Raw genomic sequence first — 19,843 nt, 5'->3', positions numbered from 1 at the left:
CGAGCGCGTCGACCTCTCCCGCAGGCTGGAGAGGTTACGGAGCCAGTCGCAAGGCTTCAGCTCCTTCGCCTCTCAGCTCTCCATCGCGTTCAGCCGCTGCAAGCGGTCCTGCATGATCCTCTTCAGATCGTATCCGGGGCGGCGGAAGCTCGCATTGCGCGTCGTGAGGAACTCGCGCTGGGTCTTGCGCAGGTCGCTAGCGGAACGTCCTTTGGAAGCCCTCAGCACGCGTTCATAGGTCTCGGCGATCTGACGGTCGAGCACGCCGAGCTGCGGATCGGCGCAGATCACTTTCTCGACCTCACGCTTGGCGGTGGCGCACTTGAAGGAGGGACCGCTATCGTCGGCTGAGCGCGCATGCATTGGGCCCGGCGACGCCGCGCCGAACCTGGCGATCTCGGCCATCATGCTGCGGCGGCCGTTCGCTGCATTCTCATTGCCGGGATCCAGCTTCAGCGCCGTCTCATAATCGGCAAGTGCCCTCTTGCGCTCGCCCATCTTCTTGTAGAGCACCGCGCGGTTGTTGTAGGTCTTCGCGAAATTCGGATCGAGCTTCAGCGCAGCCTCGTAGTCGCTCAGCGCCGCCCCGAGCTCGCCTTTGAACTGGTAGGAGTCGCCGCGGTTGGTCAGGAAGTTGGCGCGCTGTTCCCGCCGGATCGCCTGGTCGTAATCGGCAATCGCCTTGTCGTACTCGCCCATCGCAGCATAGGTCAGGCCGCGGTTGTCGTAATATTCCGGCACCTTCGGGTCGAGCCTGATCGCCTCGCCGTCGTCGGCGACCGCCTTTTCGAGCTGGCCGAGCTTCTTGTAGGCCGCGCCGCGGTTGGTGTAGGTGCGCGCGCGGTCGGGATCGAGCCGCAGCGCCTCGTCGAAATTTCTGATCGCCTTCTCGTTGTCGCCGCCGAGATAATAGGCCACACCACGGTCGGACCAGGCTTGCGCATCGTCCGGCTTCAGCTTGATCGCCTGGTCGTAATCGGCGAGTGCGCGGTCGAGGCGGCGCTGATTGGTGTAGACGACGCCGCGCAGCTCGTAAGCTTCGGCATCCTGCGGGTCGAGCTCGATCGCCTTGGTCAGATCCGCCGCGGCGCGATTGAGGTCGCCGCCGGCCTCGCGCAGGAGATCGCCGCGCACGCGCCAGGCCTTCGCGTTCTTGCCGTCGAGCGCGATGGCGCGGTCGAGATCCCGCAGCGCCTGTGACTGGCCTCCAAGGGTTTGCGCATTGGCTTCGGCGCGGACGACGAGGGCCGCGCTTCGCTCGGCGGCCGAATTGGCGGTCTGGTCGATGATGGCGCTGCACGCGGAGATCAACTCGACCGGGGCGGCCTTGCTTCCCAGCACGCACTCGGTGCTCGCCGCGGCGGGAGCCGCGAGAACGAAACTCATGGCCGCGCCGAGAAAGAGGGCGCGAAGCGAGATTTTGGCAGGCGAAAGCGCTTGCGCGGAGGCGTGAGTGCCGCACATGACATAGGGCTCCGTGACGTCGGGTTCTCACCGTTGTCGCAGCTGGCAAGCGATGGGTTCAAACCGGGCCTGGGAGGGACGGAGCGCTGCCGGCTCTCCCTCGCCCTGCTTGGGCAGGACTATCGCATATGAGATGTGGCTATGGGCACCGGCTGTCTCCACAGAGTCATGGCCGGGCTCGTCCCGGCCATCCACGTCTTTTCACACGGCACAAAGAACGTGGATGCCCGGTACAAGCCCGGGCATGACGACCCCTGCAATATTCAAATGCGATTGCCCTGCCGCTTGCGGGGAGAGGCGAAAATCTCAATATCCATCCACACCGTTCAGCCGCTGCAAGCGCTGCTGCATCGCCTTCTTCAGGTCGTATCCCGGCCGGCCGAAATCGGCATTGCGGCGCGCGATGAACTCGACCTGCTCGCGCTGGAGCGCTTTGGCCTCGGCCGCATTGCGCGCCTCCCGGATCGCACGGGCATTGGAGGCAAAGACCTCGCGATCGAGATCGGCGAGCTCGCGATTGCCGCAGATCGCCCGTTCCACCGCCCGACGCGCTCGCCCGCAATTGAAGCTGGGCTTGCCGGCGACCGCCATCTGCGCGCCGATCCGCTCGATCTCGCGCGCCATCGCCTTGTGATTGGCTTTGGCCTTCTCGTGGTTCGGATCGATCCTGAGCGCTGCGCCGAAATCCTGCACCGCCTTCGGCTTGTCACCCTTCTTCAGCCAGAGTTCGCCGCGCGCATTGAAGACGTCGGCAAGGCCGGGATCGAGCAGAAGAGCACGGCTGTCGTCGGCGATGGCATGGTCGACCTGATTGTGCCGCGCATAGAGCGCACCGCGCGCGATCAGAGCCTTGATCAGATCGGCCTTCGTCGTCTTCTCGTTGTCGATCACTTCGGCGCAGGCCGTGGCGGCCTTGTCCATGTCATCGGCTGCGGCCGCGGCGAGGCAGGGCGCGACATCGACCTGCGTCACAGCCACCGGCTCGCCGCCGGTCGCGGCATCGGCCGGGGCGAACGATAGCGCATAGAGCAGTCCGGCGCCGATCAGCTGAATGAGAAAACGCATGCGTTGCAGTCGAAGCCTTGTCGTCGATGTTAAGCTCTTGCCTTGAAGCCGCACTATCCATCATACGGCCGGATTGGTGCTAGCTTGTGGCGCCGCTGAAATCGGCTTCGGGGATCATCGTGTCGACATTCGAATGGATCATTGTGTTGCTGCTCGGCGCGGTTGGCTTATCGGCGCTGGCGCGGCGGATCAAGGTGCCCTACCCGACCTTTCTCGCCATCGGCGGCGCGCTGATCGCCTTCGTGCCGTCGAGCCCGTCCTGGACGCTGGAGCCGGACCTCGCCCTTGCCCTTTTTGTCGCGCCGGTCCTGCTCGATGCCGCCTTCGACACGTCGCTGCGCGACCTTCGCAAGAACTGGGTTCCGGTGTCGACCCTGGTGGTGGCCGCGGTCGGCCTCACCACGGCCGCCGTGGCCTATGTCGCGCACCGGCTGATGCCCGACATGCCCCCGCCGCGGTCGCGCTCGGCGCCATCGTGGCGCCGCCGGATGCGGCCGCTGCGGTTGCGATCCTGAGCCAGGTCAAGCTGCCCCACCGCATGGTCAAGGTGCTGGAGGGCGAAAGCCTGCTCAACGATGCCAGCGCGCTGCTGATCTATCGCATCGCCGTCGGCGCGGTCGCCACCGAGCATCTGACCTGGAGCCAGGTCGCCCCGACCATGGCGCTGGCGCTGGTCGGCAGCGTCATCGCGGGTCTGGCCGCAGGCCGCATCATTCCGCTGTTCATGGAGCGGGTGACGGAGGCGCCGAGCGCCATCATCGTGCAGTTCGCCACCACCTTCATGGTCTGGATCGCCGCCGAGCATCTCGGTCTCTCCGGCATCCTCACCATCGTGGTCTACGCCATCACGGTCGCACGCACCGCACCGGCGCGCATCCCGGCGCGGCTGCGGGTGCCGTCCTATGCGGTGTGGGAGACGACCGTGTTCGTGCTCAACGTGCTCGCCTTCATGCTGATCGGCATGCAGATGCGGCCGATCTGGACGCGGCTGGATGCGGACGTGCGCTGGGAATATTGCGTGGCCGCCGCCTGGATCCTGCTTACGGTGATCCTGGTACGCCTGTTCTGGGTGACGTTCTATCGCACGAGCCTGCGGGTGCTGATCGCGCAGGGGCTCTATCATCCCAAGGATCCGCAGCAGGTGGCCTCGCCCAAGGGCGGGCTCATCATCTCCTGGTGCGGCATGCGCGGCCTCGTCACGCTCGCCACCGCCTTTGCCCTGCCGGAAAACTTTCCCTATCGTGACTTCATCGTCTTCATCGCGTTTGCGGTGGTGCTGGGATCGCTGGTGATCCAGGGCCTGACGCTGCGGCCGCTGATCCTCGCTTTCAACCTCAAGGACGACGATCCCGTCGGCATCGAGGTCGCCCGCGGCCGCGCCGTGGCCTATCGCGCCGCGCTCGATGCGATCGAGAGCGATCCGTCGGAGGAGGCGGAAATCCTGCGGCTCGAATATCGCGCCATCCTGATGCAGGCCGAGACCGATCCCAACGGCGGCATCAGCAACGGCGAACTGCCCGCCGATCCCCTGCGCCGCCGCGCTATCGAGGCCGCGCGCAAGGCGATCTTCGACCTGCGCGCCACCGAGGTGATCGGCGACGATGCGTTTCATCGGCTCGAGGAGGAGCTCGATCGCGCAGAATTGAGCGCGGGCGGATGATGTCTCTCCGCTGTCGTCCCGACAAGAGTTTGGGCGCTCTGCAATGTGCGCCGAGTCACACACAGCATCCCGCAGCTTGAACCAAACCCCGCCTCTCCAGACTCACCCCTGATGACGACCCTGATTGACGACCGTCGTGTACGCGCGCGTGATGCGTCGCCTGCACGATATTTTTATCTCCACATGGCGCTCGCCTGCGCTGCGACTGCCTTTCTCGGCTTCGCACCGACCTATTGGGTGCCGCTCGCTCACCGGACATTGTCCACAAGCCCGGTGATCCATTTTCACGGACTCTTGTTCTTCACCTGGTCGCTTTATTTCGTGCTCCAGACCTGGCTCGCAGCCTCCGGCCGTGTGGTCAATCACCGCTCGTTCGGCATCGTCGGCGTCTCGCTTGCGACCGCGATGGTCATTTCTGGCTTCTTCGCGTCCGTGACGTCGATGAAGAAGGCCGCGGCGCTCGGACAGGCCGATGCAGGCATCGCCTTCTCGATCGTGCCGCTGAGCGGCATCGCATTCTTTGCCGTGGTGTTCGCGCTCGCCATCATGAACGCGCGCAGGCTCGAGGTTCACAAGCGCCTGATGCTGCTCGCGGCGGTCTCGATCCTCGACGCCGCGATCGCGCGCTGGTTCCTGACCTTCCTCGCACCATCAGGACCGCCCGGCCCGCCGCCGGTGCCCGTGACGATCGCGCCTGCTGTGGTCGCCTCCCTTCTGCTTGTCGTCGCCATGGTGCGCGACTGGCGCGCCGAGGGCCGCGTGCATCCGGTATACATCACGGGCACGCTCGCGCTTCTGGCGGTGAAGGTGCTCAACTGGCCGGTCAGCGAAACGGCGGCGTGGCACGCATTTGCCGGCGGCATCCTGGCGCTGGCGCAGTAGGCGACCAACACGCCGCTGTCGTCCCGAGCATCAAATCCGTCATGCTGGGAGAGGTTGCACCCGTCACGGTGGAGCCTAGAACCGCGGCAAATCCGGGAACGCCAGCTTGCCCGCGTGGACGTGCATGCGGCCGAGCTCGGCGCAGCGGTGCAGGGTCGGAAATACTTTTCCGGGATTGAGCAGGCCCTGCGCGTCGAAGGCGCATTTCAGGCGCTGCTGCTGGTTGAGGTCGATCTCGCTGAACATGTCGGGCATGAGGTCGCGCTTCTCGATGCCGACGCCGTGCTCGCCGGTGAGCACGCCGCCGAACTCGACGCAGGCGCGCAGGATATCGGCGCCGAAGGCTTCGGCGCGCTCGATCTCGCCGGGCTTGTTGGCATCGTAGAGGATCAGGGGGTGCAGATTGCCGTCGCCGGCGTGGAACACGTTGGCGCAGCCGAGCTGGTACTTTTCCGAGAGCTCGCGGATGCGCGCCAGCGCCTTCGGCAGCGCGCCGCGCGGGATGGTGCCGTCCATGCAGAGATAATCGGGTGAGATGCGGCCCACGGCGGGGAACGCGGCCTTGCGGCCGGCCCAGAACAGGTTGCGCTCGGCCTCCGAAGTCGAGATCTGGCAGGTGGTCGAGCCGCAGGCGTTCGCAATGGCCTCGACGCGCGTGATCAGCTCGTCGACCTCGATCTTGGGCCCGTCGAGCTCGATGATGAGCAGTGCCTCGACATCGAGCGGGTAGCCGGCATGGACGAAGGCCTCCGCGGCGTGGATCGCGGGCTTGTCCATCATCTCCATGCCGCCGGGGATGATGCCGGCGCCGATGATGCGCGCCACGCATTCGCCGGCCGCCTCGACCTGCGCGAAGCCAACCATCAGCGCGCGCGCCGTCTCGGGCTTCTGCAGGATGCGCACCGTGATCTCCGTGATGACGCCGAGCAGGCCCTCGGAACCGGTGATGACGCCCATCAGGTCATAGCCGGGATTCTCGCAGCCCTTGCCGCCGATGCGCAGGATCTCGCCGCTCATCAGCACGATCTCGCAGCCGAGCACGTTGTTGGTGGTCATGCCGTATTTCAAGCAGTGCACGCCGCCGGAATTTTCCGCCACGTTGCCGCCGATCGAGCAGGCGATCTGCGAGGACGGATCGGGCGCGTAATAGAAGCCGGCATGGGCGACCGCCTGGCTGATTGCGAGGTTGGTGACGCCGGGCTCGGTGACGACGACGCGGTTGTCGAAATCGATCTCGCGGATGCGCTTGAACTTGCCGAGGCCGAGCAGCACGCCGTCCTCGAGGGGCAGCGCGCCACCGGACAGCGAGGTGCCGGAGCCGCGCGGAACCACCTTGATGCCTTGCGCGGCACAATATTTCAGGACGAGCGAGACCTGCTCGGTCGTATCGGGCAGCACCACGACCATCGGCGGCTGCCGATAGGCGGTCAGCCCGTCGGATTCATAGGCCCGCATCTCGGCGAGGCTGTCGATCACGCCCTCGCCCGGCACGATTGCGCGCAAGGCGGCGACGATTTCGCTGCGACGCGCCAGCACGGCCAGGTCGCTTGCGGGCATCATGATGGCCATTTTAAGAAGCCTTCGTCCGACGGATGGAATTATCTCGGCAAATCAATCATGTCTTGCGGACTTTGGGTAGGTCCTCCGAAGGTCGCATTGCTTTGTTGCAGCGCAAGTTCTCTCTGGGGCAAGTCTGCTAGCAGGAAACCTGTCAGAGTTTCGCGGCTTGTCCACTTGCACCGGACCTGCCAAAACCACGACCCTCCATCTGACCCGGGAAGAGACGAAGAGCACACTTATGACAAAACTGACTTTCGGCGCGGTGACAATCCTCACCGTCATTGCCACCGCACCCGCCGCGATGGCGCAGGATGTCGCGGCCGGCAAGACATCGTTCAACAAGTGCCTGGCCTGCCACGCGATCGGCGAAGGCGCCAAGAACAAGGTTGGCCCGGAGCTCAACGGCCTCAACGGCCGCAAGTCGGGCGCGGTTGAGGGCTATAGCTACACGGACGCCAACAAGAATTCCGGCATCACCTGGGACGAGGCCACGTTCAAGGAATACATCAAGGATCCCAAGGCCAAGATCCCCGGCACCAAGATGGCGTTCGCCGGCATCAAGAACGAGACCGAGATCAACAATCTCTGGGCCTTCCTTGCCCAATACGACAAGGACGGGAAGATCAAGCAGTAAGCGCGCACGAGGCGGACGCTAGAGCTTCGGTTCTGATCGGACCAGAATCGAAGCTCTGGCTTTCTTGTTCTGACGCGTTTGTTCGCGCGAACCGGTTTCCACTTTGCTCGAAGAACGCTTTAGTCGGCGACCGCCTGCGCCGGGGCGATGTTTCCGATCATCGTCTCGATCTCCGCCTTCACGAGATCCGGCACCGCGTTCTGCACCATGTGGCCGAGATCGGGCAGCACGATCAGCTTTGCATTCGACACCGCCGCGGCGAACGGACGCGCGTGGATATTGGTTCTCACCGTCTTGTCGGGCTCGCCGGCGATGATCGTAACAGGCGCCGTAATCGCGCCATAACGCGCGACTTGCGCGGCGACCGACTCCTTCAGCGTCACCAGATCATAGGCATTGGCGATGAACTCGCGCGGGCGCAGTAAGAGCGGTGTCGCGGAGTCCTGCACGAAACCATCCGGCATGATCTGCGGCAGGAACACGTTGCGGGCCCCGGCTTCGGTGATGAAATAGCCGAGCGGCAGCGTGATGGTGTAGGCGAGCAGCGGGCCGATCACGGGCGTTGCGATGATCTCGTTGTAGCGCCCGACACCGCCCCGCCAGGGATGCGTGACGGGCGCGAGCATCACGAGACCTGCCACGCGGCGCGGGTGATCGAGCGCGATCCGCGCGCCGAGGGCGCCGCTCCAGGAATGCACCACGAAGACCGCGCGATCGATCCCGAGCTTGCCGAGCGCCTCGTCGATCATGCGCGCCTGAATCTGCGGCGTCGAATCCTGCCGGCTTGCGCGCGTGCTCCAGCCATGGCCGGGGCGGTCGATCAGAATCACGCGATGATCCCGGGCGAGGAGATCGCCGAGCGGCCGCCGCATCGCTTCGAGGTTGGAGCTCGCGCCGTGCAGCATCACGATCGGCGGGGCGGCCTCGCGCGGGCCGATCTCGACGACGTGAAGCGCGGCGCCCTCGACCTCGACCATGCGCCCCTGCGGCGGAAAGGCCCGCTGCACGGCGACGATTCCGGCCTGCGTGAGCAGCGCCAGCAGGACCAGCGCCGTCACGACTGACATCACGATCATGGAGAGAATCCGGGTGATCCTGGGCACGGGGCAGTTACGGGTCTGCTCGGCCGGCAGTTTCGCCGCCGGCGGTGCGCGCTTCCACCAAAAATGCTGGGGCTGTGGATATGTGCATAATTGCTGATCGAGAAAACTCAATGAAATCAGAGCCATCCTAAGCCGCACGCAAGCTTCGGACCAGCTTCATGCGGGCGTCATCGCAGCTTCCATATAATCGCCATGGTCGGTTCCGCCATCTAGGCGCGGGTGGGCGCCGATCCTCACCGCAACATCAGGGGGATGCGGGAAAGACCGGCAGGATTGTCCTGGTTTGAACCGGAGAATTTCGATGAGCTTCAGATCGAACGATACTGCAATCGACGAAATCGTCGCGAGCTGCAACGGCGACCTGCGCGGTGCGGTGCGGGCGCTGCTCCTGATCAACGAGCATCTCGAGACCGAGCTGGCAAAGGCCTACGCCGCAGCCGCCGACCGCGGCCTGGTCGAGCGCGGCAGCAGCGTGCTGCATTAAGCGCAGCCTAGTTCGCCCCCTCCTCCTGCTTTTCTTCCTCGGGCGTGACCGGGGGACAGACGCGAATCGTCGAGCGCGCAAGCTTGGCATCGGCCTTGGACTTGTAGGGACCGTCGCCGAACCAGATGTCGCCAATGATGACTGGATTGCTGGTCACGATGGCGCATTTGCCGGTGGCACGGTTGCCGACCACCCAGAACAGTCCGTCGGCGAAGCTCACCGTCCCCGACGCGAGCAGCAACGTCGCTGCGACCATCAAATGCTTCATGGCTTTCGCTCCTGCCATGCAGGTAGGCCTGCAACAGGCCCCGCAATAGTCCTTGCAACGCCCCGGCTCGGATCGTGGTTAATCCGCGCCGGCCGCGATCGCTCAAGAAATGATCGAGTTATAGCTAGATGTCGCGGCCTTCGACCTTCTCGGTCAGCGCCTTGACCTGGTCGGGGATCTTTTCCAGGTGCGGATTGACGGCGAGCGCCTTGCGGTAGGCCTCGAGCGCGCGCCTCTCGTCCCCGACCTCCTGCATGATCATGCCGAGGCCGGCGAGCGCGCCGAAATGGCGGGGCTCTCGGATCAGCACTTGCTGAATGTCCGCGAGCGAGCGGCCATAATCGTTCTGCATGTAATAGAGCGTCGCACGCCGGTTCCAGGCCTCGATGTAATCGGGCCTGAGCTTGATGATCGAATCCAGGAGCTTGATCGCGACGTCGATCTTCTTCGCATCGACGGCGGTCTTGGCGCGAGACATCAGGAGCGCGGCGGTGTCGCTCGGGGTCTGCAGCCAGATCGCCCAGATCCGCGCCTCGACATGCTTGGCGCTGACCTCGTCGGGCGCCGCCTTCAGCGCCCCGAACAGGAAATCGAGATTCTTGCTGCGGTCGACCTTCGGCAGCTTCGACGGCGCCTCGGGCAGCTTCTTCTGCTTGCCGGGCGGCTCGACCTGCTGGGCCAGGGCCGCCGGCGCAAGGCCGGCGGTTCCCAGCACGAGGGCCAGACACAGGGTGCGCGCGAAACGGAATCTCACTGCCATGGTGGAAGTCTAAACGCGCAAAGCCGCCCTTGCAAAGCAAAGGCGGCGTCAAACTCGTGTGAGACCGTGATCTTGCGGGGCGCGCGAAGGCTCCCGGCAGGGCGTGATCAGCCGCTCAGATCAGCCCTGGCGCGCCTTGAAGCGGCGCTGCACCTTGTTGATCACATAGACCCGGCCCTTGCGGCGGACCAGGCGGTTGGCGCGATGGCGACCGCGCAGCGATTTCAGCGAGTTACGGACCTTCATGGCAGAATCCTGAACGTTCGAAAGGCCGTGTTCGGCACTACCGTTTCGGCACGCGCGAATGTGGCAAAATGAGATTTTTCCCGCTGGCGGACCGACCGCCCGGGACGGAGCGGTTCTTAAGGCATGGCGGGAGGTCATGTCAATGTTAACTGCCCGGCTCCCAACGAGCAAAACCGCGAAAACAACCCCATGCACAGTAGAAGCGGCCGGATCGGCCCGATCCGGCGCATCGGAGGTCAGGCGCGGCAAAGACTGTCGCTACCTGCGCTTTCGCCGAAACCAGCGCCTTGCCAAATTCGTTATATCCTATAATCAATTCGGCAACCCGTCGGGAGGACACCCATGCCGAAGCTGAAGCTGCCTGATATCGACAAAGTCGTCGCCATCGACATCCACACCCATGCCGAGGAGCCCTGCGGCACCCATCCCGACGACGGCTATGACGATTTCCAGGCGCAGATGGCGGAGTATTTCAAGTCGCCGCACAAGCATCCGCCGACCGTGCCGGAGACCGCGGCCTATTACCGCTCCAAGAACATCGCCGCGGTGATCTTCCCGGTCGATGCCGAGCGCGAGACCGGCTTCCGCCGCTACAAGAACGAGGAGATGCTGGAGATCGCCTCCGAGCATCTCGACGTGCTCATCCCCTTCGTCTCGATCGACCCGCACAAGGGCAAGCTCGGGGCCCGCGAGGCACGCAAGCTGATCGAGGAATACGGCGTGCGCGGCTTCAAATTCCACCCGACCATGCAGGGCTTCTACGCCAACGACCGCATGGCCTATCCGCTCTATGAGGAGATCAACAATGGCGGCGCGATCGCGCTGTTCCACACCGGCCAGACCGGCGTCGGCTCCGGCATGCCCGGCGGCATGGGCATGCGGCTGAAATATTCCAACCCGATGTACATGGACGACGTCGCGGCCGATTTCCCCGACCTCAAGATCATCCTCGCCCACCCCTCCTTCCCCTGGCAGGAAGAGGCGCTCTCGGTCGCGACCCACAAGCCGAACGTCTACATCGACCTGTCGGGCTGGTCGCCAAAGTATTTCCCGCCGATCCTGGTGCGCTACATCAACTCGATTCTCCAGGACAAGATGCTGTTCGGCTCGGACTGGCCGGTGATCACGCCGGACCGCTGGCTGTCCGATTTCGCCAAGATCGAGATCCGCGACGAAATCCGGCCGAAGGTGTTGAAGGCGAACGCGCGCAAGCTGCTGGGGATCTAGACGATCCGCTTCCATGAAACCGGCATGCAACTAGGTTTGGCCACGGGGTACATCTCGGCTGGCGTAGCCTAGCGTATCCCTTCCATCTCTGGTCCGGATTCGGACGGCGCGTAGAGTACCTCGAACACGACGCGCGCCGCCTGCTCCGGATCCTCTGGGTACGTCAGAGCGACCGACATCGTACCCACAGTTCTTTCAGGCTGGCGGCCGGGCCGCGGTCCACATCGACCTCACGACGTTGTGTGATTCCACCCGATTCAAGCTTGGGCTGCTCACCAGCGGCGTCGAAGTAGGTGGATGGGGCGCGTGATACTCCGGCGATCCAGGACGCAAAAGCAGGTTGGAGGGAAACTTTCGGGTACCCGGGTCGTTCGCTAAGACACGTTGAGCAGCGAATGCCATGTCTCGCCCCACCGTCCTGATCACCGGCAGCAGCGGCTTTCTCGGCCAGGCGATCGCGCGCGGCTTGATGGATCGTTACCAGGTCATCGGCCTCGATGTCAGCCGCCCTAAGAAGCCGTTGTCCGGCATCGAGACAATTGAGATCGACCTCACCTCGGATGCAATCGTGGCGAAGGCGCTGGACCAGGTTCGTGCGCGAACAGGCGGTCGGATCGCCTCGGTCATTCACCTTGCCGCCTATTACGACACGACCGGCGAAGACAACCCGAGATACGATGCCGTGACCGTTCAGGGAACGCGCCGACTGCTGGCGGCCCTTCAGGCATTCGACACGAAGCAGTTCGTCTTCTCGAGCACGCTGCTCGTGCATGCTCCTAGCTCAGCAAAGGGAAGAAAGATCGATGAAGATTCGCCGATCGAACCAGCTTGGGCCTATCCGCAGTCAAAGGCGAAGACCGAGACCCTGATCCTGAACGAGCATGGCAACATCAAGGTCGCGATCCTGAGGCTTGCAGGTGTCTATGACGAGGATTGCCGTGCGGCATTCATCGCGCAGCAGATCGCCCGCATCTTCGAGCGCTTGCCGACCGCTTATCTCTTCACCGGCGACATCACCACTGGCCAGCCCTATCTCCACAAGAACGACCTCGTCGAGGCCGTGGTACGCGTGGTCGATCGACGCAATGATCTTGCTGATGAAACGACACTGCTCATTGGCGAAGAGGAAACGCCGAGTTACGACGAGATGCAGAGGCGGATTGGCCAGCTTGTGCATGGGGAGAGATGGCGGACGATGTCCCTCCCGAAAGAGATGACGAAGCTCGGCACTTGGATGCAGGAGAAGGTTCTCGATCAGGATACCGACATCAAGTCGTGGATGATCGAGAATGCCGACGACCATTATGAGATCGATACTTCGCGAGCGAGGAGCCTCTTGGGGTGGAAACCCCGACACAGTCTGACCGCCACGCTGCCCGAAATGATCCGGCGGCTTAAGGTCGACCCGACGGACTGGTACGAGACGAACAAACTTCATCCTGCGACGGTCGCCGCTTCCGAACCCGAGCTCGACCAGGCCGCGGAGAGACTGCGGCAATCGCTGGAGCCTTCGAAAGATGAGGTTGAGGCCGAGACGGAACGGCATCGGGCGCGCACGCTCTGGGCGCCGCTGACCAATGCAGCGATTGGACTGTGGCTCGTCGCCTCGCCTGTCACGCTTGGTCTCTTCGATCCATCCGCGGCGCCAATTCCGCCGGCGCTGGGACATGAGATCGCTTCGCCCGAGACACGTGACGGCAGGCTCGGCATCAGCGAGATCGTGTCCGGCATTCTTGTCGTCGCGTTCGCACTCATCGGCATGCGTCGGCGCTGGCGCTGGTTGCAGTGGCTCACCGCTGCCGTCGGCATATGGGTCATGTTCGCACCTCTCGTGTTCTGGACCACGAGCGCTGGAGCCTACGCCACCGATACGCTTGCTGGCATGCTGATCGTGACGCTCGCGGTGATGGTTCCTCCAACACCGGGCATCAGCCGCCAAGCCCTCGCCGCCGACGATGATCGCCCCCTCGGCTGGACCTACTCGCCATCCACATTCAGCCAGCGCCTCCACATCATTGCTCTGGCCTTTGTCGGCCTGTTCGTCTCGCGCTATCTCGCCGCCTATCAACTCGGTCATATCGACGGGTTGTGGGATCCTTTCTTCGGCCCAGGTGATGCAGCGGTCGCCAATGGCAGCGAGGCGGTGGTGACCTCCTGGGTCTCGAAGGGCTTTCCGGTCGCCGATGCCGGGTTTGGCGCCTTCGCCTACGCGCTAGATGCCCTGGCAGGCGCGATCGGCGACCGTCGCCGCTGGCGCACAATGCCATGGATGGTGATTCTGTTCGGCCTACTGGTTATCCCGCTCGGGCTCGTGAGCGTCAGCTTCATCATTATCCAGGCCCCTTTGATCGGTGCACTGTGTACGCTCTGCATCATCCAGGCCGCGATCACGATAGTGCTCATCCCCTATTCGATAGATGAGGTACTGGCGAGCTGTCAGTATCTTTGGGGCGCGAAGCAGGCGGGCCAGCCGTTCTGGCGCACTTTCTGGCGCGGTGGCCCGGCGCTCTCCGAGAAGCAGGCGCCGACGCCCGATCTCGACCGCCCGTTATCGGCGGTGCTGCGCGACATAGTCACCGGCGGCGTCAATTTTCCCTGGACGCTGGTCGCGAGCTCTTTCCTTGGAATGCTGCTGATGATCACGCCGCTTGCCTTCGGCACGAGCCCGATCCTCTACTTCAGCGACCATATCACCGGCTGCCTTGTCATCCTCGTCGCCGTTACGGCGATGGCGGAGGTGGCGCGTGCCGCGCGGTTCGCCAACGTCGCGCTCGGAGCATGGGTGGCAATCTCCCCCTTTGTCCTCGACGGCGCCACGACAATCGCGACGATAGCCAACGTTGCAACCGGTGTCCTCCTCATCGGGCTGAGCCTGCCACGCGGCACCCGTAGCGCCGCGCATTACGGCGGATGGGACCACGCAATAGTATGACGCAACGGCGGGCTCTGCGTGGGCGCCACCGAAGATGATGCGGGGAGCTTTCTCATGACGCATCTGATCGGACAGCGGCATCACGTATGGCTCGCCGAGTGCTTGATCGCTGCAACAACAGAGGTGCCCTCTCTCCCGCAGGCTTGCGGGAGCGAGTCGGGAGAGGGTGCTTCCGCAATGGGACAATCCCCAAGAGGACAAAGCCCTCACCCGGCGCCATAGCCGATGCGAAGCATCGGCGTCTTAGAGAACGGCGGCCAGAGGCCGCCTATGCCTCTCCGCAAGCGGGAGAGGTGAACGAGCCCCACCGATCAATTCAACCTAAAGCCATTTCGCTCTAATCGTATCCTCATCGCAGCGCATGAGGGCTTCGATCCCATTGACCAAAGCCCTCGCACTCAGACGAAGGCTTCAGACTTGAGCCAAGCCTCCATCGACAAAGACCTCGCCGCCGGTCATGTAGCTGCTGTCCGAGGACGCCAGGAATGCGGCCACCGCGCCGGTCTCGCTGGGGTCGCCGACGCGCCCGATGGGCGTGGCGCTGCCGAGTGCATCGAAGGCTTCCTCGCCCACGACCTCCAGCGCCAGCCCCGTCTTGGTCGGCCCCGGCGACAGCACGTTGACGCGGATGCCCGTGCCGCGCAGGTCCAGCGCCCAGCTGCGCGCCAGATTGCGGATCGCCGCCTTGGTCGCGCTGTAGATGCTGAACTGCGGCGTCCCCATCACGCCCGTGCTCGAGCCGGTCAGGATGATCGACGATCCTCTGCGCATCAGCGGCAGGGCCTTCTGCACGGTGAACACCAGCCCCTTCACGTTGACATCGAAGATCTGATCGTAGTGCTCGGGCGTGATCTGGCCGAGCGGCGCAAACGCGCCGGTCCCGGCATTGGCGAACAGAACGTCGACATTGCCGCGTTCGGCTTTCACCGTCGCATACAGTCGGTCGAGGTCGGACAGATCGGTGACCGAACCCCTGACGGCACGCGCCGAGGACCCCAGCTGCGCGAGCGCAGCATCGAGCGGCTCCTGCCGTCGCCCGAAGAGATAGACGAATGCGCCTTCATCGACGAACCGTTTGGCGGCTCCGAGCCCGATGCCCGTTCCGCCGCCCGTCACCACCGCCGTCTTGCCTTGTAGTCTGCTCATGATGTGCTCCTTCATTGAGGTTGCACTGAGCTGGCGGCGTACCCACCTATCGACAAGTATGCACCTTTTGGTAAGTGCCCAAAAAATGTCGTCAGATCGTTCAGACCTCATCTCCCCACCGGCGCAAGCCCAAGCAGACGTCCAACGTTGCACGCCGAATCTGCCCGGCTTCACCTGCGGCCTGGATGCGACCTTGCGGGTCGTCTCGGGCAAGTGGAAGCCGCTGATCCTGTACTTCGTCGCCCAGGACGGACCGACCCGTTACGGCGAGCTTCGGCGCGCCATACGCGACGTCAGCGACAAGGTGCTGATCCAGCAGCTCAAGGAGCTGGAGGCCGATGGCCTGGTGAAGCGGACCGACTACAAGGAGGTGCCGCCGCGGGTGGACTATAGCCTCACGCCTCTGGGCCAGAGCCTCGCCGAAGCGCTGGTGCCGCTCTGCACGTGGGGCACCGAGCACATGGCGGAGGTCAGCCGGGTGTTCGCAGAGCGGGCGACCTGGACGCGGCCAGGACGTCAGCCGACCGGCTAGCTTCCGCTGCACTTCGTCCGCCCCTGATCGCAGCGTTGGCGCAATTCGCCTTGAGTCCCCGTGAGCCGTTTGCCGACGCCGACTGCGGAAGAGAGTTTGTTCACTCGATACTTGCTGGATGCACGGTCCCTTCCCGCTTGCCTGTGTCCGACGTTGATTGGCTCCGGCGCATCAGGCTCAACCTTCTTCCCCAAGAGAGGATTGGCGCTTCAATGAGGACGTGCAAGACAATGGCAAGACCGACAGAGAGCAGGATGAGTGCGATAACTGTCCCGGCGACTGACAGCAGCCACGGCCTGTCAAAATTGGCGATCCATTTCACCAACGGGTAGTGGACCATGTACAGCGAGTACGAAATCTTGCCCAGGTATTGCAGGACGGGCGAGAAGGATTGCCCTTCGATCTCGGCAGATACCACCGCATACATGAGCAATCCCGCGCCTAAGCCATAGGTCGGTACGCGGGCAAACTGTGGATCGGTCGCTCCCTGCACAAAAATCCAGTACCAGCCGGCAAAGAACAGGCCCGCTGAACAAGCTATGAGACGGGGCGAAAAGCGCAATCCGCGTTCTTTCAAGAGATAGGCGATGCCAACGCCGGCACCGAATTCCAGCACCAGCGGGTGGGAGTAGATGCCGAGCTGAATTTGGAAGAAGGATGCGACGACGACCATGCCGAGCCACGCGAAAAGGGTCTCGAATAGACGGTTCGGCTTAATCGCAAGGATGATTGCGACTGCAGCATAGAAGTGCAGCTCGAAAGCGAGTGACCATGCTGGCCCTATGTACCAGTTCGGATATGTCCACGCGAAGATCGTTCCGGCGTCGAGTGCCGGACGTTCCCCCGGCGCCAGTATGATCCAGTAGGAGCTGGCGAACGCCGCCAGCAACACGAGCCAATAGACCGGATAAATTCGAAGGGCTCGTCTGAACGCAAAATTGAAAGGGTTGTGTTGTGCCGCCGCTGTTGTTGCGATGATGAAGCCGGAGATAACGAAGAAAATGTCGACACCGCTCGCAAGAATGGTCATCGCTCCTTCGGCAAGCTCCGGGCCCACCATATCGGGTCTCGCACTGACTGCATGCCCGCAGACTACCGACAGCGCCGCAATGCCGCGCATTGCCTGTATACCCGCGAACACCTGCGGCGTTTTAGAAGCTTGGCGTCTGGCCGAACCATCGCAGTAAGTCTCGCCCTGCGGCGGGAGTTCTGCCGCTACGAGGGAGTGACGGGGACGTTGCATCTGGTGATCTGCTAGGTGCAGAAAAGACTGGTCACGCATGGGCCGCCGCCGCGGTCGTGAGCGGCAGCGGTGCCGGCTTCGCCATCTTATGGTTGCGGGACAAGCGACGTCCAAGCCAATGAACGGCAACTATTGTCAGCAAAGCGATGACGGCCCCGGCAATGACATCGACGAAGAAATGACCGCCTCCGATCGGCGTCGCAGCCAGCATGACCGCGTTCCACAGCGCGCCCGGAATTCTCAACCACCGGATCGGCCACATCGCCCACACATAGAGGACAGCTAAAACGGCGTGAAAACTGGGAAAGGTCAGAACGGGAGCCAAGGCGTACACATCGATCACCCTGGTGACGCCCTGCCGGATCAATGGCAACTCGCGCAAAGTCGCGTAATAGCAAACCGGCTCGAAGTTCGGGTGGTCGGAGAGATCAAGTCCTGCGGCTTCATACGCTCCCGTCGCAGGAACGAGCGTCGAGATGAAGGTGGTTCCGATGAGAGCTACGGCCAAGCCGAGCACCAACTCCGTCCCCCGCTGATGGAATCCGAACAGCGGCAGGAGGATAATCAACAGAAGCATCTGCTTATTGATGGAATCATAGGTGAGCGCGAACGCATGCAGCAAGCCCGGCCTCTCGTTCACAAAGTGAACATAGGCCCGGAAGTCCAATCCCAGCATGCGATCGAACGCCAGCAGCCTGGCTTCCTGCATTGGCAGATTCGCGGAGGCGGCAATGTAGCCGAGGGATACGAGAAGGATGAGAAATAGGACGGTCTGCGCTGGCAGCAGAAGCGTTGCATAGACCCTGGGACTGGCGGTCGAGGATCTGGCGCTGAATTGCCCCACAAGTCCGTAAACCGCTGCCACCCCACCTACTGTGAGATATCCGCCCCATTTGATGCTGAAGCCTGTCAGGAGAACGCCAGCGCCGAATAGTGCGGCAAGTGCAGCGATAAGCGCCCAATTCAGCCGAAGTAACGACAGTGACGGGTCAAACTGCGGCGGTTCGACCAGCGCAGAGGGAAGCGATTGCGAAAGAGCCTCATCGCTTTCTTTCATTGGGCATTCTCACATTCCAGGAGAGTGCTTCTGCCAGAACAACTCTTAAGAGATTCACAATTTCAGGATGTGCAGTTCGTCGATACGTCCCCTAATAGAAATTCGGGAAAACTTGGCAGGACAATTTGGCAGCGGAAGTGGCCTATGAACAAGGCTGCGAATGACCAACGAACGCGCCGTGAGGAATATGCGGAAGCAACCCGGCAAGCGCTGCTTGCTGCGGGGCGGGAAATATTCGCCCGGGACGGGCAGTGGCAGACGTCCGCAGTGATTTGGTAAGCTGACATGATGAGCACTCCCCGATCGGAGTTCTCAACGGGCCGAAAGGACAATTCATGCCCATCAAAGCCGTCGTCTTCGACGCCTATGGCACGCTCTATGACATCCAGTCGGTCGCGGACGTCACCGAGGATGCGTTTCCGGGCTATGGCGCGATCATCACGCAGGTCTGGCGCATCAAGCAGCTCGAATACACCTGGCTGCGCTCGCTGATGCAAGCTTACCAGGATTTTGACGCGGTCACGCGCGATTCGCTCGCCTATACGCTGCGTGTGCTCGGGCTCGCCTATGAGAGCGAGACATTCGAGCGCGTCATCGAGAAATATCTGCATCTCGATCTCTATCCGGATGCGGCCGAAACGCTCGCGGCCTTAAGACCGCGCAAGCTCGCCATCCTCTCCAACGGCAGCCCGGACATGCTCAATGCGCTGGTACGCAATTCCGGGCTCGACCGCCTGCTCGATGCCACTATCAGCGTCGACGCGAAAAAGATCTTCAAGCCGAGCCCACAGGCCTATGAGCTGATCGGCGAGGTGCTCGGCACCGCGCCTGATGAGGTTCTGTTCGTCTCCTCCAATCCCTGGGACGCCGCCGGGGCAAAATCGTTCGGACTGAAGGTTGCCTGGATCGAGCGGGTGACGCCCGAAGCGATGGCGCTGGCTTGCGTCGAGAACGAACTCGTGGCACCGCTCACCATGTTCAAGGCGATCCGCACCCAGATGGACGAGCTCGGCTTTGCGCCGGATCATCGCGTCCGCGCCCTCTCCGAGCTGCCGGGAATCGCTTAGGGGTCGTCGCCCGCTGTAAGATTGGAATGAGCTGCCCGGAATGAGCCTGGAATCCGTTCGCGCCTTCTTCGCCGAGAAAGCCCCCGACATCTCCGTCATCGAATCCCCGATCAGCTCCGCGACCGTGGCGCTGGCGGCCGAAGCCTATGGCGTCGAGCCCGGAATGATCGCCAAGACGCTGTCGTTACGGATCGGCGAGCGCGTGATCCTGATCGTCGCGGCCGGCACCTCGCGCATGGACAACAAGAAGGTCAAGGCGCAGTTCGGCGGCAAGCCGAAGATGCTGGGTCTGGAGGAAGTCGCCGACATCACTGGACACGAGGTCGGCGGCGTCTGCCCTTTCGGCCTGAAGTCGCCGCTGCCGATCTATTGCGACGTCTCGCTGAAGGCCTTCGATGTCGTGGTGCCGGCTGCCGGCTCGACCCATAGCGCGGTGCGCATCACGCCGGAGCGGATGGCCGAGCTGACCGCGGCTGAATGGGTCGACGTCTGCGAGCACAGGCCCTGAGCGGG

At 63.2% G+C, this 19,843-nt stretch carries 18 protein-coding genes and 1 pseudogene; 9 read left to right on the top strand and 10 right to left on the bottom strand.

Annotation, left to right across the window (positions count from 1 at the left end; translation table 11 throughout):
* Nucleotides 1-72: 72 nt before the first annotated feature.
* Both XF30_RS07670 and XF30_RS07665 read right to left on the bottom strand, forming a co-directional pair.
* The gene (locus XF30_RS07670) at nt 73-1,464 is read right to left on the bottom strand and encodes a tetratricopeptide repeat protein (RefSeq protein WP_109142346.1); all 1,392 of its coding nucleotides are present in this window, start codon (nt 1,462-1,464) and stop codon (nt 73-75) included.
* Between the two features lie 306 nt (nt 1,465-1,770).
* A complete protein-coding gene (locus XF30_RS07665) occupies nt 1,771-2,529 on the bottom strand; it encodes a tetratricopeptide repeat protein (RefSeq protein WP_109142345.1) in 759 nt (252 codons plus the stop codon).
* Between the two features lie 86 nt (nt 2,530-2,615).
* Between XF30_RS07665 and XF30_RS07660 the strand changes: the two are divergent.
* A pseudogene (locus XF30_RS07660) lies at nt 2,616-4,189 on the top strand (cation:proton antiporter).
* Between the two features lie 111 nt (nt 4,190-4,300).
* Complete coding sequence (locus XF30_RS07655) at nt 4,301-5,071, top strand: hypothetical protein (RefSeq protein WP_109142344.1); 771 nt, start codon at nt 4,301-4,303, stop codon at nt 5,069-5,071.
* 75 nt (nt 5,072-5,146) lie between these two features.
* Here XF30_RS07655 and XF30_RS07650 read toward each other — a convergent pair whose 3' ends face one another.
* Nucleotides 5,147-6,640: an FAD-linked oxidase C-terminal domain-containing protein gene (locus XF30_RS07650; protein WP_109142343.1), complete on the bottom strand. Its 1,494-nt coding sequence runs from the start codon at nt 6,638-6,640 to the stop codon at nt 5,147-5,149.
* Between the two features lie 229 nt (nt 6,641-6,869).
* On the opposite strand from XF30_RS07650, the gene cycA reads away from it, so the two are divergent.
* Nucleotides 6,870-7,265, top strand: a complete 396-nt coding sequence (gene cycA / locus XF30_RS07645) for a cytochrome c-550 CycA (protein ID WP_035997470.1) — start codon at nt 6,870-6,872, stop codon at nt 7,263-7,265.
* A 119-nt stretch (nt 7,266-7,384) separates the two neighbouring features.
* On the opposite strand, the gene XF30_RS07640 is transcribed toward cycA, so the two are convergent.
* Nucleotides 7,385-8,341, bottom strand: coding sequence for an alpha/beta fold hydrolase (locus tag XF30_RS07640; protein ID WP_036021165.1), 957 nt, complete (start codon nt 8,339-8,341; stop codon nt 7,385-7,387).
* 328 nt (nt 8,342-8,669) lie between these two features.
* Here XF30_RS07640 and XF30_RS07635 point away from each other — a divergent pair, with 328 nt between their 5' ends.
* Nucleotides 8,670-8,852, top strand: coding sequence for a hypothetical protein (locus XF30_RS07635; RefSeq protein ID WP_028180446.1), 183 nt, complete (start codon nt 8,670-8,672; stop codon nt 8,850-8,852).
* Between the two features lie 7 nt (nt 8,853-8,859).
* Here XF30_RS07635 and XF30_RS07630 read toward each other — a convergent pair whose 3' ends face one another.
* The 3 genes from XF30_RS07630 to ykgO all read right to left on the bottom strand — a co-directional run bounded on the left by XF30_RS07630 (nt 8,860) and on the right by ykgO (nt 10,126).
* Nucleotides 8,860-9,120, bottom strand: coding sequence for a hypothetical protein (locus XF30_RS07630; RefSeq protein WP_036021163.1), 261 nt, complete (start codon nt 9,118-9,120; stop codon nt 8,860-8,862).
* A gap of 124 nt (nt 9,121-9,244) precedes the next feature.
* On the bottom strand, nt 9,245-9,880 hold the full coding sequence (locus XF30_RS07625; protein WP_109142342.1) for a tetratricopeptide repeat protein: 636 nt from the start codon (nt 9,878-9,880) through the stop codon (nt 9,245-9,247).
* Between the two features lie 120 nt (nt 9,881-10,000).
* On the bottom strand, nt 10,001-10,126 hold the full coding sequence (gene ykgO / locus XF30_RS07620) for a type B 50S ribosomal protein L36 (protein ID WP_006611362.1): 126 nt from the start codon (nt 10,124-10,126) through the stop codon (nt 10,001-10,003).
* Between the two features lie 342 nt (nt 10,127-10,468).
* On the opposite strand from ykgO, the gene XF30_RS07615 reads away from it, so the two are divergent.
* Both XF30_RS07615 and XF30_RS07610 read left to right on the top strand, forming a co-directional pair.
* Nucleotides 10,469-11,353 (top strand): amidohydrolase family protein, encoded by an 885-nt coding sequence (locus tag XF30_RS07615; RefSeq protein ID WP_036021159.1) that lies wholly within the window; start codon nt 10,469-10,471, stop codon nt 11,351-11,353.
* A 400-nt stretch (nt 11,354-11,753) separates the two neighbouring features.
* The gene (locus tag XF30_RS07610; RefSeq protein WP_109142341.1) at nt 11,754-14,285 is read left to right on the top strand and encodes an NAD-dependent epimerase/dehydratase family protein; all 2,532 of its coding nucleotides are present in this window, start codon (nt 11,754-11,756) and stop codon (nt 14,283-14,285) included.
* A 411-nt stretch (nt 14,286-14,696) separates the two neighbouring features.
* On the opposite strand, the gene XF30_RS07605 is transcribed toward XF30_RS07610, so the two are convergent.
* Nucleotides 14,697-15,431: an SDR family NAD(P)-dependent oxidoreductase gene (locus XF30_RS07605; protein ID WP_192893065.1), complete on the bottom strand. Its 735-nt coding sequence runs from the start codon at nt 15,429-15,431 to the stop codon at nt 14,697-14,699.
* A 160-nt stretch (nt 15,432-15,591) separates the two neighbouring features.
* On the opposite strand from XF30_RS07605, the gene XF30_RS07600 reads away from it, so the two are divergent.
* A complete protein-coding gene (locus XF30_RS07600) occupies nt 15,592-15,963 on the top strand; it encodes a winged helix-turn-helix transcriptional regulator (RefSeq protein ID WP_036021178.1) in 372 nt (123 codons plus the stop codon).
* Nucleotides 15,964-16,063: 100 nt separating this feature from the next.
* Here XF30_RS07600 and XF30_RS07595 read toward each other — a convergent pair whose 3' ends face one another.
* Entirely contained in the window at nt 16,064-17,245 is a 1,182-nt protein-coding gene (locus XF30_RS07595; protein ID WP_109142339.1) for an acyltransferase family protein, read from the bottom strand.
* Nucleotides 17,238-18,263 (bottom strand): phosphatase PAP2 family protein, encoded by a 1,026-nt coding sequence (locus XF30_RS07590; RefSeq protein ID WP_109142338.1) that lies wholly within the window; start codon nt 18,261-18,263, stop codon nt 17,238-17,240. The genes XF30_RS07595 and XF30_RS07590 overlap by 8 nt, the downstream gene beginning before the upstream one ends.
* A gap of 335 nt (nt 18,264-18,598) precedes the next feature.
* Between XF30_RS07590 and XF30_RS07585 the strand changes: the two genes are divergently transcribed.
* Complete coding sequence (locus XF30_RS07585; protein WP_109142337.1) at nt 18,599-19,330, top strand: haloacid dehalogenase type II; 732 nt, start codon at nt 18,599-18,601, stop codon at nt 19,328-19,330.
* Nucleotides 19,331-19,370: 40 nt separating this feature from the next.
* The gene (locus XF30_RS07580; protein ID WP_036021146.1) at nt 19,371-19,838 is read left to right on the top strand and encodes a YbaK/EbsC family protein; all 468 of its coding nucleotides are present in this window, start codon (nt 19,371-19,373) and stop codon (nt 19,836-19,838) included.
* Nucleotides 19,839-19,843: the final 5 nt, after the last annotated feature.

The sequence above is a fragment of the Bradyrhizobium sp. SUTN9-2 genome, from assembly GCF_003122645.1.
Taxonomy (GTDB): Bacteria; Pseudomonadota; Alphaproteobacteria; order Rhizobiales; family Xanthobacteraceae; genus Bradyrhizobium; species Bradyrhizobium yuanmingense.
Note: the sequence above shows the minus strand (reverse complement) of the source record. Positions and strands in the feature narration are given on the sequence as shown.